Here is a 15,065-nt window from a genome sequence, read left to right as displayed (position 1 = left end):
GATTTGGATTATACCACACCCTGAGCCAGCATGGCATCGGCAACTTTTACGAAACCGGCAATGTTAGCGCCTTTTACGTAATCAACATAACCGTTTCCATCAGCACCATACTTTACACAGGCAGAATGGATGTTCAGCATAATGTTGTGCAATCTCTCGTCCACTTCCTGGGAAGTCCAGCTCAAACGCAAAGAGTTTTGTGACATTTCAAGACCTGAAGTCGCTACTCCACCTGCATTGGAAGCTTTCCCTGGGGCGAAAAGGATTTTTGCTTTTTGGAATACAGCTACAGCTTCCGGTGTTGAAGGCATGTTTGCTCCTTCAGCCACACAAATACAACCGTTTGAAACAAGCAGGTTTGCTTCTTCCTCATTCAGTTCGTTTTGTGTTGCACAAGGCAGGGCCACATCACATTTTACTTCCCAAGGGCGTTTTCCGGCTACATATTTTGCATTCGGATATTTTTTCACGTATTCTGAAATACGGGCGTAATCTACGTTTTTGATCTGCATAACGTGGGCCAGTTTCTCAGCATCAATTCCGTCAGCATCATAAATGTATCCTGCAGAATCAGAAAGCGTTACTACTTTTCCACCTAATTCCGTTGCTTTTTCAGCAGCGTATTGTGCTACGTTTCCAGAGCCTGAAACGACTACGATTTTTCCTTTGAAGCTGTCGCCTTTGGTTTCAAGCATCGCCTGTGCAAAATACACATCGCCGTAACCTGTGGCTTCAGGACGGATCAATGAACCGCCGAAAGTGATTCCTTTTCCGGTCAAAACGCCTGTAAACTCATTTCTTAATCTTTTGTATTGGCCGAACATATAACCAACCTCGCGTCCACCAACACCGATATCTCCGGCAGGTACATCGGTATCAGCGCCGATATGCTTAGACAATTCGGTCATGAAAGCCTGGCAGAAACGCATGATTTCGTTATCAGATTTTCCTTTAGGGTCGAAATTTGCACCACCTTTTCCACCACCCATAGGCAATGTCGTAAGGCTGTTCTTGAAAGTCTGCTCAAAAGCAAGGAATTTCAAAATGGAAAGGTTTACGGAAGGGTGGAAACGGATTCCTCCTTTGTATGGCCCGATGGCAGAGTTCATCTGGATCCTGTAACCACGGTTTACCTGTGTGTTTCCGGCGTCGTCTGTCCATACTACACGGAAGGTGATGATGCGCTCGGCTTCCACCATTCTTTCCAGGAGCATTTTGCCCTGGTATTTTTTATTTTCTTCGATAAATGGGATTACGGTTTCAGCAACTTCGTGTACTGCCTGCATGAATTCCGGCTCGTTCGGGTTGTTTTTTGCTACTGCATCTACAAATGCTTGAATACTTTGTGACATGATTATTAGATTATTAACGTTTTAAGAAAACGTTTTCGTTTGCAGGCACAAATATACAGTATCTCCGAAAATATCATTATTGATTTTTATATATCCTCAGGAGAATTATTATTTTTTTAAATAATGTTTAGTTTATGTGCATAAAGCACACGATTTTAAACTAATCTGTTGCTGTTTTCGTACAGAAATAAGTAATTATTATTTTATTTTCTCAAGTGAACCTTGTTTTTATATCTTTGTGATAATTTGAATCCCAAACAAAAATGTTCCAAAAGCCCCTCATCGCCATTCTTGTTTTGTTCGGTTTATACAATCCTGCGCAGGCACAATTTGGATTTTCCCATGAAGTTGGGATTATTTCAGGACCTGTGGCATTCCAGTCGGATTATGGTGAACGCCACGATCTTGAAACCAATGCGGGAAATACCGGTTATGGAATCGGGATCATCCATTACCTGAATTTTTCGTATCAGGCGACCTGTAACTGTTATACGGCAGATACGTATTTCAACGACCATTTTAAATTGCGTTCTGAGCTTTCGTATAACAAAACGGAACTGCAGCATTTCGGGCGTTGGGTCAATAAAAACAGCAATTCATTAGGGGTACAGCAGCTGAAAGCCATGCGTGGCTCTACCGAAGTGACTGATATTGGTATGCAATTGGAATGGTACCCATTGAGTGTCCGTGATTTTACGGCGACCATTGGGAGTTTCGGCCCTTTTTTAAGCCTTGGCGGACACTATTCCTATTACAATCCCGATGCTTATTCTTTGCTTGGCCCTTTAGGGATCCCACAAACGACATTCCCTAAATACCTCGAGCCATCCGATGGCCGCGAGCACGGTTATTCCGGCGAAGATGGCAATGTATGGTCTGTAGTAGGCAGTATAGGAACACGTTATAAATTATCCCCTTTATCAGATTTGATGGTCGATTTAAGGTGGCAATATTACTTTTCAAACTGGGTAGACGGACTCAATCCAAACCCTGAAAAATACACTGAAAACCGCGCCAATGACTGGCTGGTTTGGTTTAATGTGGGGTATATTTATTATCTGGATTAGGAAGTTGCAAAGTTGCAGAGTAACAAAGTTTCTTAGCATTTTAAACATAAAAAAATCCGCAGAAGCGGATTTTTTATTTATATAGCCAGCCAACTGCCAACTGTGACTGCGACGGCAAACTAACCAAGCGCCTGCCTGATATCCTCAATCAAATCTTCAGCATCCTCAATTCCTACGCTCAATCTGACCAAGTCATCGGTAATCCCGATTTCTTTACGTTTGTCTTCAGGAATTGAAGCATGTGTCATCAAAGCCGGATGGTTTGCCAGTGATTCTACGCCGCCTAAAGATTCCGCCAACGTGAAAACTTTCAGCTTTTCAAGGAAAGAAATGGCGTCTTCTTTTTTACCTGATGCAAAAGTAAAAGTGACCATGCCTCCGAAATCCTTCATCTGCTTTTTAGCTACCTCATGATACGGATGGCTTTCGAGCCCTGGATAATAAACTGTCTTTATTTTGGGATGGTTTGAAAGGAATTCCACCACTTTTTTTCCGTTTTCGCAATGCCTTTGCACACGCAGGCTCAAGGTTTTAATACCCCTTAAAACCAAAAAACTATCCATCGGGCCAAGTGTGGCTCCGGTGGCAAACTGCTGGAAATGCAATTGTTCGCCGAGCTTCTCGTCTTTTATGACCAAAGCACCCGCAATGACATCAGAATGTCCGCCCAAATACTTCGTTGCTGAATGCATCACAACATCTGCGCCAAGGTCCAGAGGTTTCTGCAAATAGGGTGTCGCAAAAGTATTGTCAACTGCGAACAGGATGTTGTGCGCCTTTGTGATTTCCGAAATGGCTTTGATATCGGCCAGCTTCATCAATGGGTTCGTAGGGGTTTCCACCCAGACCATTTTCGTATTTTCATTAATCAGCGCCCTGAAACCGTCAAGGTCGTTCATGTCGATGAAATGGAATTTGATGCCAGAATCTTTGTAAATCCTCGTAAACATACGATAAGTCCCGCCGTATAAATCGTCCATCGCAATGATTTCGTCGCCGGCTTTAAAGGAGCGCAGCAAACAATCTGTTGCCGCCAATCCCGAGGAGAACGCCAATCCCCGGCTGCCGTTTTCAATGCTTGCCAAAGCGTTTTCCAGTGCTGTTCGGGTAGGATTCGATGCGCGGCTGTATTCATAATCACCCACCGGTTTCCCCGGAGTGGTCTGCGCATAAGTGGAAGTTTGGAACACTGCCGGCATCACTGCCCCGGTTTCGGCATCGTGGTGTTGTCCGCCGTGTATAACTTTGGTATCGAATTTCATCTTTGATTATCGTTAAAATTTTGGACAAATTTATCGTTTAATTTTTCTTAACCCAATGTCAACTTAATACCTTTGTGGAAATTAACATTTCTGCTATGAAAAAAATGGGTTTCCTGCTGATGCTGCTGCTCCTGGCCAGTTGCAATAATGAATTGTCTTTTGAGCAAAAATCATTCGCGCAAAAATCTTCACTGCCCTGCAAATCTGAATGTACACAGGTTTCCGTGAACATTCCTTTGGCAAAAGACAAGCCGATCGTGGCCGACAGCATCAATAAAAAGGTGTTTTCAACGATGAAGGAAATCTTAATGGTGGGCGAAAACCAATTTACGGACACGGAATACAAAGGGTTGCTGAATTCGTTCATTAAGGCGTATGACAAAATGCAAACTGAAAACCCGACGGACGAGTTCAACTGGGAGGCCAAAATCACAGGGAAAGTCCTATACCAATCCGACAGCATCATCAATATCGAACTGAAGCATTATAAATTTACCGGCGGCGCACACGGCTACAGCGGCAGGACTTCGCTGATTTTTGATCCGGAAACCGGAAAGTCCATCCCGAATGAATACCTGTTTAAAGACCGGAATGGTTTTAAGGATTTTGCTGAAAAGAAATTCCGTGCAGCCTATAAAATCCCGGATGGCCCGATCAATTCGACAAACCTGATGTTTGAAGACGAGGAATTCCAGTTGCCGCAAACGTATTTCTTTACCGAAAAAGGGCTGCTTTTATTCTACAATGTGTATGAAATCGCATCCTATGCCGATGGCCCGAAAGAATTACTGATCCCATATAAAGAAGCCAATCCGTATCTCGCCGTTAAATAAATTTACGGATGCCCATCATGATGCCGGTGTGCATCGCTTCATGGTAATTGTTGAATTCCATCGCGTCTTCTGCGGAAGTCATTGAAAATCCCGACATTGAAGTAAAATCCCGATAGGTTTTGAAAATCCCCTTTTTCTGGTCTTCTTCCGTTGTATCAATCGGGGCATGTAAAAGCGCGCGTATCTCGTCAACTTCTGCCTGTGTTGCATCGCTTTCAGGGCGCGTGCCCTTTTTATATTTTTCGACCATTTCAGCAGAAACCATCATCGGCAGATCCGACAGGTTATACACCAGCATTTGCTGCACCACGACAATATGCCCGATGTTCCAGATGAGGTTGTTGTTAAAGCCCGGCGGCACTTTGTTGAGCTGTTCCAAAGAATAATTGTCAAGGTATTGTTCCAAAACTTTCCTGCTGGTGCGGGTAACATCGAAGGTGCGCTGCATGTTTTTATTTTTTGCTAAAAGTACTGAAATCCGTACAAAATGATTTTTCTTTGCCCAAAATAAAATGTTATGGACCATATATTTTACCTCGCTTCGTGTGACACCTGCCGTAAAATCATCAAAATGCTTCCGGAAAATGATCTGGTGTATCAGGACATCCGGCAGGACCCGGTTTCAGAAAGGCAGCTCGAGGAAATGTATTCGCTTTCCGGAAGTTACGAGGCGCTTTTCAGCAGAAAGGCACAGCTTTACAAATCGATGGGACTCAAGGACAAAAACCTCACCGAAGCTGATTATAAGAGGTATATCTTAGAGCATTATACGTTTCTGAGCCGGCCCGTTTTCATCATCGGCAACAAAATCTATATCGGCAACAGCCAGAAAAATATCGCGGAAGTAATCAAAGCTTTAAGCTAATGTCAAAAAGGAATGCCGCGCTCATTGCCGCTACGCTCGTATCCATAATCTATGGTGTGACTTTTACCATTGCCAAAGACGTGATGCCCATGTATATTGACGCTTTTGGATTCATTACGCTCCGTGTCGGCGGTTCCGTACTGCTTTTCTGGATGGTCTGGCTTTTTATGCCAAAGGAGAAAATCGCACGCCATGATTTCCCGAGGATTATCGCAGCCGCTTTTTTCGGGGTGGCTTTAAATATGCTGACGTTTTTCAAGGGGCTCAGTTATACCTCGCCCATCAGCGCGGCAGTGATTATGGTCACGACACCGATTATCGTACTGGTCTTGTCGGCGATCATTATGAAAGAGCGCATGCGCAAACGCAAGGTTTTCGGGATTCTTCTTGGGCTTGGCGGCACGGCATCATTGATTTATTTTGGCAACCACAATCCCGCACACGCTGCAACCAATGGCACTTTAGGGAACTTACTGGTTTTTGTAAATGCGGTTTCGTATGCCTTTTACCTGATTGTCGTCAAAAAATTAATGGAAAAATACAATGCATTCACTTTCGTAAAATGGATTTACCTTTTCGGGTTCCTGATGGTTCTGCCTTTCGGATGGAGCGAATTCAATGCCGTCGAATGGTCTCAGATGCCGGTCGATATTTACTGGAAAGTGGGATTCGTCCTTGTGTTTTCTACTTTCCTGACCTATCTGCTGAACCTGCTTTCGATGAAAACGCTAAAACCGGTCACCGTTGCCGTTTTCATTTACCTGCAACCGTTATTCGCCAGCATCATCGCCATCGGATTGGGGAAAGACACGCTGTCACTGGTGAAAATCGTTTCAGCGGCACTGATTTTTTCGGGGGTCTACCTTGTCACAATGAAGCAGTCGAAGTAGGCAGTCGCAGTGGACAGTAGCTCATTCGATTTTTCGGTATGGGAGTAATATTTTAATGCATTAACTGCCGGCTGCTACTGCCAACTGCGACTAAAAATTACTACATTTGTGCCTATTACAATTTTTTATGATACAATCCATGACCGGATTCGGGAAAGCGACCATGCAGCTTCCGACCAAAAAAATAACCGTTGAAGTGAAGTCGCTCAACAGCAAAGGCTTCGACCTCAATGTAAGGATGCCATCGATGTATCGCGAAATGGAGCTTGGTGTACGCAACCAGATTGCCAACGTATTGGAAAGGGGAAAAATCGATTTCTGCATTTTTATTGAAAATACTTCGGAGCAGACTTCCACCAAGATCAACGTACCCATTATAAAAGAATACATCCGCCAGATGCGCGAAGTTTATGAAAACGCCGACGAGACTGAGCTCATGAAAATGGCCGTAAGGATGCCGGATGCCTTAAAAACCGAACGGGAGGAAATCGATGAAGACGACTGGAAACTCGTTCAGGTTGTGGTTGATGAAGGATTGAAAAACCTGAAGTCATTCCGCACTTCAGAAGGCGTCGCGCTGGAAAAGGAATTCCTGCACCGCATTGCCAACATCATGACGTTAATGAACGAAACGGTAGCACTGGACGGTGAACGGATCGATACCGTAAAAACAAGGTTGCGCACGGCGATTGACGAACTCAAAGTCAATATCGACGACAACCGATTTGAGCAGGAATTGATTTTCTACCTCGAAAAATACGACATCACTGAAGAAAAGGTACGCCTTGAGAACCACCTGAATTATTTTATAGAAACCATTGCAGGCAATGAAGCGAATGGACGCAAACTGGGTTTTATCACTCAGGAAATGGGCCGTGAAATCAATACGATGGGATCCAAATCAAACCATGCGCAGATGCAGAAACTGGTAGTACAGATGAAGGACGAACTCGAAAAAATCAAGGAACAGGTCCTGAACGTATTGTAATGATGGAAAACACGAATACCAAAAAAGGCAAACTTCTCGTTTTTTCAGCGCCTTCGGGGTCTGGTAAAACGACAATTGTACGCTATCTTCTGGAACAGAAGGAGTTGCATCTCGATTTTTCGATTTCAGCTACGTCACGCCAAATGCGCGGAGAGGAAGTCGATGGCAAGGATTATTATTTCCTTTCGGCAGAAGAATTCCAAAAGAAGATTGATGAAAATGCTTTTGTTGAATATGAGGAAGTGTATAAAGACAATTTCTACGGCACCTTGCAAAGTGAAGTGGAACGGATCTGGGCAAGCGGAAAGCACGTCATTTTTGACATCGATGTCATTGGGGGATTGAATATAAAAAAGAAATACCCCGAGCAGACCCTTGCGGTTTTCGTAAGTCCGCCTTCAGTTGAAGAACTCGAAAGACGGCTGCGCTTCCGGCAGACAGAAACTGAAGAAAAAATCCAGATGCGCATTGCCAAAGCCGAACGAGAGATCTCAGTCTCGGGCAGTTTTGATGTGATTTTGAAAAACTACGATCTGGAGAACGCTAAGAATGATGCGTATCGACTCGTGCATGAATATTTAACGATTAGTTGATTTTTTGGATTTTAAGACCGTGCGCTTTAAGATTATAAGACACAACCTAATCAATATTTACTGCAAATTTAATCTCTGGATGATGAATCTTACAGTCCTAAAATCTTACAGTCCACAATGAAAATCGGCCTCTATTTCGGAACTTTCAACCCCATCCACATCGGGCATATGATTATTGCCAATCATATGGCAGAGTTTTCGGGATTGGACCAGGTATGGATGGTCGTAACGCCGCACAATCCGCACAAGCAGAAAAGCACCCTGCTTGATGATTACCAAAGGCTTCATATGGTGCATCTTGCTACTGATGGATATCCGAAAATCAGGCCTTCGGACATCGAATTCAAATTGCCGCAACCGAATTATACGGTCAATACCCTGAATCATTTGCTTGAAAAGTTCCCGCAGCATGAGTTTGCCCTGATTATGGGAGAAGACAACCTGAATTCATTGCCAAAATGGAAAAACCACGAATACCTGCTCGAACACCACGATATATATGTGTATCCACGGATTTCAGAAACGTCATCAGCGTTGAAAAATCATCCGAAAGTGCACCTGATTGCAGCGCCCATAGTCGAAATCTCGTCGACATTCATCCGGGAAAGCGTCAGAAACAAAAAGAATCCCGCGCCGATGCTGCCGCATAAAGTCTGGGAATACATCGACCACAACAACTTCTACAAAAAATAGAAGGCGCCCTGGAACAGGAACGCCTTCTAACACCAAAAACAAAATTTATTAACTTCAATAATTATGGCGTATGAGATTAACCAACCAAAAATCATACGGTATAATAACGGCACACTTTTCGGGAGATTGTATGGCACAATCATAAAAAAGCGTTAAAGATTTCCTGTTTCAATGGGAAGAAGCGCTGCAGTTTCCTTCAAATTTGAGTATTTTTGGGAACTAATTTGACTAAGATGAGTGAACAGCCAAAATTTGCGGTAATCGGTGGCGGAAGCTGGGCTACGGCCATTGCTAAAATGTTGTGTGTAAACCTGCCGGAAATAGCCTGGTATATGCGTAATACCGAAGCGATTGAACATATTAAAGCCCATAAACACAATCCGAATTACCTGAGTTCTGTGGAGTTTGATATCAAAAAACTCCGACTTACGTCAGATATTAATGAAGCGGTCGCTTACGCAGATTATATCATTTTTGCCATCCCGTCAGCGTTTTTAAGCGGCGAATTGTCAAAACTTACCGAAAGCCTCAAGTCAAAAGTAATTTTCTCAGCCATCAAAGGTATCGTGCCTGAAACTTTCCTGATCGTGGGCGAACATTTCCATAATGAATTTGATATTCCATATGAAAATATCGGTGTCATCACCGGTCCCTGCCATGCGGAAGAAGTCGCGCTCGAAAGGCTTTCCTACCTTACGATTGCCTGCGGTGATGAAAAGAAGGCCGAAATCATGGGGGATCACCTCGCCGGCAATTATATTAAGGTTAAGATTTCCGACGATATTATCGGGACGGAATATGCCGCAATGCTGAAAAATATTTATGCCATTGCCGCCGGGATTGCGCATGGTCTGGGTTATGGCGACAACTTCCAGTCAGTGTTGATGAGTAACGGCATCCGTGAAATGAAGAAATTTATCAGGAAAGTGCATAAGATGAAGCGAAATATCAACGATTCCGCCTATTTAGGGGATTTATTGGTAACAGGATATTCCGTGTTTTCAAGAAACCGCATGTTCGGGAATATGATAGGGAAAGGCTATACCGTAAAAAGCGCGATGATGGAAATGAGTATGGTCGCTGAAGGGTATTATGCCGTAAAAAGCGCATACAAACTCAACGAGGAATATGGTGCAAAAACACCCATTATTGATGCAGTATACAATATTCTTTATGAAGGGAAAGAAGCGCGTAAGGTTTTCAAGAAACTAACGGATAAGCTGGATTAATATGAGTGAGAGATGGAAATTCCAACTTAAAATGGGATTTTTTTGGGGAATGTCCATGTCTGTATTCCAATTGATTTTTGAAATGAACAAAACTCCCATTGGGGAGCAACTCAGCGACGGATGGTTTTATTTAGCAATGCTGGCACAAATTCTGGTTGGAACTTTTGTAATTGGTTATTTCAGCTGGTCTGAAAAAATTAAAAAGCAATAACTACCTCACGATTACGCCGGGTTTCCATAAATGCGGCACTTCTTCAATATTGTCTTCGTTTATGGAATTTGACCTGAAAATGTATTTACGGTCGTAAAGTGTTTTTCCAATAAAAAACGTGATTGTAAACTCATTGTTCAAAACAAGTACGCTATCTTCAATCATTTCAATCTTTACTGCTGAAACTGCCGGCATTTCTACCAACGCATGGCGCAGCAGCGAAGTCTTGCGCATTTCGCCATCAATGGTTCCAAATGCTTTTGAAACCACCATGATGTCATGCAGGTCGTTGTCGCTGTCGTTTACCAGATATACGTTCCAGACATTGCTCATGAAATCGTCGCTCCATTCCTGCACGGCGGCCATGAATACGTTTTCTACTTCTGGGATGGTGATGTGTTCTCTCATTTTTTAGTTTTCAGTCTCAGTCTCAGTCCCAGCCCGCAGTACTGAAAACTGCGACTGCCTACTGTGACTTCTTAAATGCTCGTTTTAAACTGCTCCAGGAAACGCACGTCATTCTCAAAAAACATACGGATATCATCTACCTGATACAGCAGCATCGCGATGCGCTCGATGCCCATCCCGAAGGCGAACCCGTTGAATTCGTCCGGGTTGATGCCGCAATTGCGCAACACATTCGGGTCGACCATGCCGCAGCCCATGATTTCAAGCCAGCCGGTACCTTTGGTGATGCGGTAGTCGGTTTCGGTTTTGAGGCCCCAGTAAATATCGACTTCGGCGCTGGGTTCGGTAAATGGGAAATATGACGGGCGCAATCTGATTTTGGACTTGCCGAACATTTCTTTGGTGAAATACAAAATCGTCTGCTTCAAATCTGCGAAAGAAACATCTTTGTCAATATAAAGCCCTTCGACCTGATGGAAAATACAGTGGGAACGCGAAGAAACGGCTTCATTACGGAACACACGCCCCGGAGAAATCGTCCTGATCGGCGGCTTGTTATTTTCCATATAACGCACCTGTACAGAGGAAGTGTGCGTACGCAGTAAAATATCTGGATTGGTCTGGATGAAGAAAGTGTCCTGCATGTCGCGCGCCGGATGGTATTCCGGAAGGTTCAATGCGGTGAAATTATGCCAGTCGTCTTCAATCTCAGGTCCTTCAGAAACGTTGAAACCGATGTTTGAAAACACATCCGTGATTTGATTTTTGACCAAAGATATAGGGTGGCGCGAACCGATATTCACAGGCTCGCCGGGACGTGACAAATCGCCATAAAGGCGCTTGGTTTCCTGGCTGTTTTCAAGCTGTTCCTGGATGGTTTTCAGCTTTTCCTCGGCGATATTCTTCAGCGTATTGATCACCTGCCCGAATTCCTTTTTCTGGTCGTTCGGGACATTTTTGAATTCGGAAAAAATCTCTTTAATCAGGCCTTTGCTTCCAAGGAATTTGATGCGGAATGCTTCAAGCTCCTCTTTTTTTTGTGTCGAAAAAGCCTGCGCTTCCCCAATATATTCTTTAATCTTGTCTATCATCGTGCTTTTCGTAAGGCTGCAAATTTAAGAAAACAAATCGGTTTACGGAGGAAACAAAATCAACTGATTACTTCCTTCTCCAGGAAATAATTCACGATTGCTTCCTTCATCAGTACGGATTGTTCGCCGGCTTTCAACGGCGGAAGCATTTCCTTTACATGATAATGTGGCCAGCCGTCATGGTCTACGTAATCGAATTCGTAATAGCCATAAGGTTCGAGCACGCGGCAGATTGCGATGTGCATCAGGTTGAGTTTTTCGTCTTTTTTGAATTTTTGGCCGAATTTCCCATATTCCTGTACACCAATCAGGTAAATGATGGCATCGAGGTCAAGGTCTTCGCCTTGTGAAAACTGATCTGAAAGTATTTGTACGAGCTGCTCCCAGCGCTCTTTTAATTGTATATCTCTTGACATTTGAGGATTGTAGGATTTAAAGATTATAAGATTTTCAGGTTGCCGGAAAAGCAGATTGCAAAGATAGCGAGTTCCTGTCAAAATTGCACAAAACTACTTATCTTGCTGCCTTAATCGGTGATATGGTTTTATTGGATTTGGTGTTTGCCGGAATATTGATTTTTGGGATCCTTAGCGGGCTTTGGGATGGTTTCTTTGTGGAACTGGCGTCGCTTATTTCCTTATTCGCCGGGATTTTCCTGGCATTTAAATGCTCCTTTATATTGAAGGATGCGCTTTTAGGCCATGTCTCATGGGATCCGCAAACTGTTCAGGCCGTAGCATTCCTGCTGACATTCACTATCGTAGTGGTGGGGATTGCAGTATTAGGCAAAGTGCTGACAGCTTTTGCGAATTTCACCGCGTTAGGATTGTTTAATAAAATCGGGGGTGGTGTACTCGGGTTTGTAAAAACATTGCTGATCCTCGGGGTAGTATTGGTTATTTTTGAAAAATTCAACACCGGTGAAAGGTTTGTCGAAAAAGCAACACTCGAAAAAGCGGTTTTATATCCGAAAATCCTAAAGACCGCCACATGGATTTACCCTTCACTGGAATCATGGGTTTCCGAAGTGGTCGAAGCAGTCTGAATTACCGTATTTCTTTGATCGATTGTGCCGGTACCCAACCTTCCGCCTGGTCTGAAATCCTGACTTTCCGCCATACATCCAAAGTATCGGTAATCGAAACTTTTGTACCTTCATGTAAAACGAAAGCGTCCTGAGCATCGGATTTTGGTTCGCTTTTTACCGGAAGCACATCTTCAAAAACAATCGCGGAACGATTATCGGCATTTGCATTTCTGCCAATATAGGCGGCGCCGATACTCAATCCGATAACAAACAACGAGGCAAACATTCCCATGAAATAAAGCCTTTTAGTCAGGGCCGTTGGCGAAAAATAATATCCGACGAATAATAAAAAACAGCCGAACGCGAAAATCACTGCCATCCAGGCCCAGGTTTCATATGTAAAAATCCCCGCCACATTTTCAATCATTTTCAGGAAGCCCACGTGCGGTACTTCCTTCACATCATCGATTGCGGCTTTTTGGGCAAATTTGAGGTTGTTTTTGATTTCAGAATCATTTGGGCTCAATAAAAGCGCTTTTTCATAATTGTAGATTGCCGGTGCAATTTTGTGTAATTTATAATAGCAATTGCCAAGATTGAAATACAGCTCAGCCGAATGTTTTTTCGCTTGCAGCACGCTTTCATAAGATTCCGCAGCCTCAGCATAATTGCCTTTGCGGTACAGCGCATTGCCTTTTTCAAATCCGCTTTGCGCGAAAGAAAAAGAAACGCAAAGCAATAATATATAAAATATGTTTTTCATTTTCTCGTGATTTGAAAAGATTAAATCTGTTTTTCCAATGCCGAAATAATCGCAACGGCCTTGTCATAATCATTGTGTATGGTCACGCTTGAAGCCGGTGCATATCGTGCAAATTCGCAGTTTTCCGTCAGTGTGATGAAATCGGTTACGGTTTCAGGACTGGCGTTGCGCGCCAGAAGGATTTCACGGATTTTGTCCTTGCTCATTTCCGAAGTTTCAATTTGCGTTTTGGCTTTCATGAAATTGTGCAGTGCTTTTTCAAGGGCGATGTAAAACGGTTCCTTGTGGTCTAAATGCTTCTTAGCCTCCGACAGGAATTTTTTGGCCAATTTGTTAGACATTTTTGTTTTATTTCCGACAACATCAGCATCAATTGCATGCTTTTTCCTGCGGATGCCAATCAAAAGCGGGATGCAAAGGAACGGTGCCATCAACAACCCATAGAAAAGATTTGAGCCCAGGAAATCCTTTTTGTGTATGGGCTCCAGATTCGTTTTCAACTTGATAAATTCAAAATGGTCCGTTTTTGAGATCTCCTGTTTGCCTGGTCCGTCGTTAGAAGCAGTGCTGCCTTCGGAAGGGGAGGGGCCGTCAAGCACCTTGATTTTTATCTCTTTGGAAACGATGGTTCTGTATTTTCCACTGCTTAAGTCATAATATGAGAATGTCATCGGCTTGATCAGGTAATCGCCTTTATATTGAGGGATGATGGTGTAATTATCGGAAATTTTCCCGGCCATTCCCGAAAGCGGCGTGCTCACCTGTTCTTTGTGAACGGGGTCATACATTTCCAAAGCGGTCGGGACCACCGGTTTCGGAAGGTTAAATAATTTGAGGTTTCCGTTGCCGCTCACGCTGACGTTGAGTTCAAGGCTTTCCCCGTTTTTGAGTTCGGTTTTTGAAGGTACTACCTTAAAGTCAAAACGACCGACGGCACCGGTAAAATCTTCAGGTTTTCCGGCATCTGGCAACGGTTTTACATTAATCGTGCGCGCTCCCGCCGATACGCGTTTGTTGTCTTCTTTTATTAAAGCCTGGCCCCAGAAATTCCGCCTGTTCGTCGGGACTTGTACGTCGAGATCCAGTGACAACGGCTCGATGGTCAGTTTGCCCGATTTTTGCGGATAAAGCACGACTTTTTTAAGGACGACACAGCGCACGCGCTCGCCATTATAAGTAGCATCTTCGGCTTTAAGTTCTTTTATTTCGATATTCTGGCTCCAGAAATCGTTGTATTTCGGTTTGTCGAGTTCCTTGAAGTTACTCAGTCCGATATTGTAGCTGATGTACAATTTATACACGACCGTAATCGGTTCGTTGATGTATGGATTCCCTTTTGAAACATCGGCCACAAGATGGATGGCATCGTCTGCCGATATCGAAGTATCATTGGGGTCTTTGGGCATTTCGACCGCATTGGTCACATTGATTTTTATCGGTGTGGTTTTATATACCTGCCTGCGGATTTCGATGGATGCCTGTTTGATGGTGAGCGTCCCTTTCTGCGTAGGCAAAAGAAAATAAGAATAGGTTTTGTTAAATGACATTTTTCCATTGATCCACGATTGGCTTACCTGCTGGCTCGGTCCTGCGATGACCTTAAAGCCTTCGAAAGCCGGAGGCACGAAATTGTCGCCATCGTCGTTCATCGAAAAGTCGACACGCAGCCTTTCGTTGAGGCCCAATGTGGTTTTACTGGCTTTGGCCTCAAACTGCACCTGGGCACTGAGCCCCTGGAACGCTATCAATAAAAGAAAAATCAACTTTTTCATCTTCATGTTTTTGTATTGTGG

18 protein-coding genes are annotated in these 15,065 nt (G+C 43.7%); 10 read left to right on the top strand and 8 right to left on the bottom strand.

Annotated features, from left to right (window positions below):
• Positions 1-8: 8 nt before the first annotated feature.
• Positions 9-1,352, bottom strand: coding sequence for an NADP-specific glutamate dehydrogenase (gene gdhA / locus HYN49_RS03060; protein ID WP_108902750.1), 1,344 nt, complete (start codon positions 1,350-1,352; stop codon positions 9-11).
• 263 nt (positions 1,353-1,615) lie between these two features.
• On the opposite strand from gdhA, the gene HYN49_RS03055 reads away from it, so the two are divergent.
• Positions 1,616-2,419 carry a THC0290_0291 family protein gene (locus HYN49_RS03055; RefSeq protein WP_108902749.1) on the top strand — a complete coding sequence of 268 codons (804 nt, stop codon included), beginning with the start codon at positions 1,616-1,618 and terminating at the stop codon, positions 2,417-2,419.
• Positions 2,420-2,538: 119 nt separating this feature from the next.
• Here HYN49_RS03055 and HYN49_RS03050 read toward each other — a convergent pair whose 3' ends face one another.
• Positions 2,539-3,681, bottom strand: a complete 1,143-nt coding sequence (locus tag HYN49_RS03050; RefSeq protein WP_108902748.1) for a cystathionine gamma-synthase — start codon at positions 3,679-3,681, stop codon at positions 2,539-2,541.
• A 95-nt stretch (positions 3,682-3,776) separates the two neighbouring features.
• On the opposite strand from HYN49_RS03050, the gene HYN49_RS03045 reads away from it, so the two are divergent.
• Entirely contained in the window at positions 3,777-4,514 is a 738-nt protein-coding gene (locus HYN49_RS03045) for a DUF3298 and DUF4163 domain-containing protein (protein ID WP_108902747.1), read from the top strand.
• Here HYN49_RS03045 and HYN49_RS03040 read toward each other — a convergent pair.
• A complete protein-coding gene (locus HYN49_RS03040) occupies positions 4,507-4,962 on the bottom strand; it encodes a DinB family protein (protein ID WP_108904929.1) in 456 nt (151 codons plus the stop codon). The two genes, HYN49_RS03045 and HYN49_RS03040, sit on opposite strands and share 8 nt — an antisense overlap.
• Before the next feature lie 69 nt (positions 4,963-5,031).
• Here HYN49_RS03040 and HYN49_RS03035 point away from each other — a divergent pair, with 69 nt between their 5' ends.
• From HYN49_RS03035 to HYN49_RS03005, 7 genes are all read left to right on the top strand, one after another.
• On the top strand, positions 5,032-5,379 hold the full coding sequence (locus HYN49_RS03035; RefSeq protein WP_108902746.1) for an arsenate reductase family protein: 348 nt from the start codon (positions 5,032-5,034) through the stop codon (positions 5,377-5,379).
• Positions 5,379-6,269, top strand: a complete 891-nt coding sequence (locus HYN49_RS03030; RefSeq protein ID WP_108902745.1) for a DMT family transporter — start codon at positions 5,379-5,381, stop codon at positions 6,267-6,269. The genes HYN49_RS03035 and HYN49_RS03030 overlap by 1 nt, the downstream gene beginning before the upstream one ends.
• Positions 6,270-6,396: 127 nt before the next feature.
• The gene (locus tag HYN49_RS03025; protein WP_108902744.1) at positions 6,397-7,257 is read left to right on the top strand and encodes a YicC/YloC family endoribonuclease; all 861 of its coding nucleotides are present in this window, start codon (positions 6,397-6,399) and stop codon (positions 7,255-7,257) included.
• Positions 7,257-7,850 carry a guanylate kinase gene (gene gmk, locus HYN49_RS03020; RefSeq protein WP_245892242.1) on the top strand — a complete coding sequence of 198 codons (594 nt, stop codon included), beginning with the start codon at positions 7,257-7,259 and terminating at the stop codon, positions 7,848-7,850. Before HYN49_RS03025 ends, gmk begins: the two co-directional genes overlap by 1 nt.
• Positions 7,851-7,967: 117 nt before the next feature.
• Positions 7,968-8,543: a nicotinate (nicotinamide) nucleotide adenylyltransferase gene (nadD, locus tag HYN49_RS03015; protein WP_108902742.1), complete on the top strand. Its 576-nt coding sequence runs from the start codon at positions 7,968-7,970 to the stop codon at positions 8,541-8,543.
• 233 nt (positions 8,544-8,776) lie between these two features.
• The gene (locus HYN49_RS03010; protein ID WP_108902741.1) at positions 8,777-9,772 is read left to right on the top strand and encodes an NAD(P)H-dependent glycerol-3-phosphate dehydrogenase; all 996 of its coding nucleotides are present in this window, start codon (positions 8,777-8,779) and stop codon (positions 9,770-9,772) included.
• Positions 9,773-9,803: 31 nt separating this feature from the next.
• The gene (locus tag HYN49_RS03005) at positions 9,804-9,983 is read left to right on the top strand and encodes a hypothetical protein (RefSeq protein ID WP_146185041.1); all 180 of its coding nucleotides are present in this window, start codon (positions 9,804-9,806) and stop codon (positions 9,981-9,983) included.
• On the opposite strand, the gene HYN49_RS03000 is transcribed toward HYN49_RS03005, so the two are convergent.
• From HYN49_RS03000 to HYN49_RS02990, 3 genes are all read right to left on the bottom strand, one after another.
• Positions 9,984-10,391, bottom strand: a complete 408-nt coding sequence (locus HYN49_RS03000; protein WP_108902739.1) for a hypothetical protein — start codon at positions 10,389-10,391, stop codon at positions 9,984-9,986. It abuts the gene before it with no gap.
• Between the two features lie 71 nt (positions 10,392-10,462).
• Positions 10,463-11,482, bottom strand: coding sequence for a phenylalanine--tRNA ligase subunit alpha (locus tag HYN49_RS02995; protein ID WP_108902738.1), 1,020 nt, complete (start codon positions 11,480-11,482; stop codon positions 10,463-10,465).
• A gap of 59 nt (positions 11,483-11,541) precedes the next feature.
• Entirely contained in the window at positions 11,542-11,898 is a 357-nt protein-coding gene (locus tag HYN49_RS02990) for a hypothetical protein (protein WP_108902737.1), read from the bottom strand.
• 83 nt (positions 11,899-11,981) lie between these two features.
• Between HYN49_RS02990 and HYN49_RS02985 the strand changes: the two genes are divergently transcribed.
• Entirely contained in the window at positions 11,982-12,527 is a 546-nt protein-coding gene (locus tag HYN49_RS02985; protein ID WP_108902736.1) for a CvpA family protein, read from the top strand.
• A gap of 1 nt (position 12,528) precedes the next feature.
• On the opposite strand, the gene HYN49_RS02980 is transcribed toward HYN49_RS02985, so the two are convergent.
• Complete coding sequence (locus tag HYN49_RS02980) at positions 12,529-13,272, bottom strand: tetratricopeptide repeat protein (protein ID WP_108902735.1); 744 nt, start codon at positions 13,270-13,272, stop codon at positions 12,529-12,531.
• Positions 13,273-13,292: 20 nt separating this feature from the next.
• Complete coding sequence (locus tag HYN49_RS02975) at positions 13,293-15,044, bottom strand: BatD family protein (protein ID WP_108904928.1); 1,752 nt, start codon at positions 15,042-15,044, stop codon at positions 13,293-13,295.
• Positions 15,045-15,065 lie beyond the last annotated feature (21 nt).

This window comes from Flavobacterium pallidum (genome assembly GCF_003097535.1).
Lineage (GTDB): Bacteria > Bacteroidota > Bacteroidia > Flavobacteriales > Flavobacteriaceae > Flavobacterium > Flavobacterium pallidum.
This window is presented reverse-complemented; position numbering and strand designations above follow the sequence as displayed.

Coding starts and splice junctions, on each gene's coding strand:
- gdhA (WP_108902750.1), bottom strand. CDS start 1,352: ATGTCACAAAGTATTCAAGCATTTGTAGATGCAGTAGCAAAAAACAAC.
- HYN49_RS03055 (WP_108902749.1), top strand. CDS start 1,616: ATGTTCCAAAAGCCCCTCATCGCCATTCTTGTTTTGTTCGGTTTATAC.
- HYN49_RS03050 (WP_108902748.1), bottom strand. CDS start 3,681: ATGAAATTCGATACCAAAGTTATACACGGCGGACAACACCACGATGCC.
- HYN49_RS03045 (WP_108902747.1), top strand. CDS start 3,777: ATGAAAAAAATGGGTTTCCTGCTGATGCTGCTGCTCCTGGCCAGTTGC.
- HYN49_RS03040 (WP_108904929.1), bottom strand. CDS start 4,962: ATGCAGCGCACCTTCGATGTTACCCGCACCAGCAGGAAAGTTTTGGAA.
- HYN49_RS03035 (WP_108902746.1), top strand. CDS start 5,032: ATGGACCATATATTTTACCTCGCTTCGTGTGACACCTGCCGTAAAATC.
- HYN49_RS03030 (WP_108902745.1), top strand. CDS start 5,379: ATGTCAAAAAGGAATGCCGCGCTCATTGCCGCTACGCTCGTATCCATA.
- HYN49_RS03025 (WP_108902744.1), top strand. CDS start 6,397: ATGATACAATCCATGACCGGATTCGGGAAAGCGACCATGCAGCTTCCG.
- gmk (WP_245892242.1), top strand. CDS start 7,257: ATGATGGAAAACACGAATACCAAAAAAGGCAAACTTCTCGTTTTTTCA.
- nadD (WP_108902742.1), top strand. CDS start 7,968: ATGAAAATCGGCCTCTATTTCGGAACTTTCAACCCCATCCACATCGGG.
- HYN49_RS03010 (WP_108902741.1), top strand. CDS start 8,777: ATGAGTGAACAGCCAAAATTTGCGGTAATCGGTGGCGGAAGCTGGGCT.
- HYN49_RS03005 (WP_146185041.1), top strand. CDS start 9,804: ATGGGATTTTTTTGGGGAATGTCCATGTCTGTATTCCAATTGATTTTT.
- HYN49_RS03000 (WP_108902739.1), bottom strand. CDS start 10,391: ATGAGAGAACACATCACCATCCCAGAAGTAGAAAACGTATTCATGGCC.
- HYN49_RS02995 (WP_108902738.1), bottom strand. CDS start 11,482: ATGATAGACAAGATTAAAGAATATATTGGGGAAGCGCAGGCTTTTTCG.
- HYN49_RS02990 (WP_108902737.1), bottom strand. CDS start 11,898: ATGTCAAGAGATATACAATTAAAAGAGCGCTGGGAGCAGCTCGTACAA.
- HYN49_RS02980 (WP_108902735.1), bottom strand. CDS start 13,272: ATGAAAAACATATTTTATATATTATTGCTTTGCGTTTCTTTTTCTTTC.
- HYN49_RS02975 (WP_108904928.1), bottom strand. CDS start 15,044: ATGAAAAAGTTGATTTTTCTTTTATTGATAGCGTTCCAGGGGCTCAGT.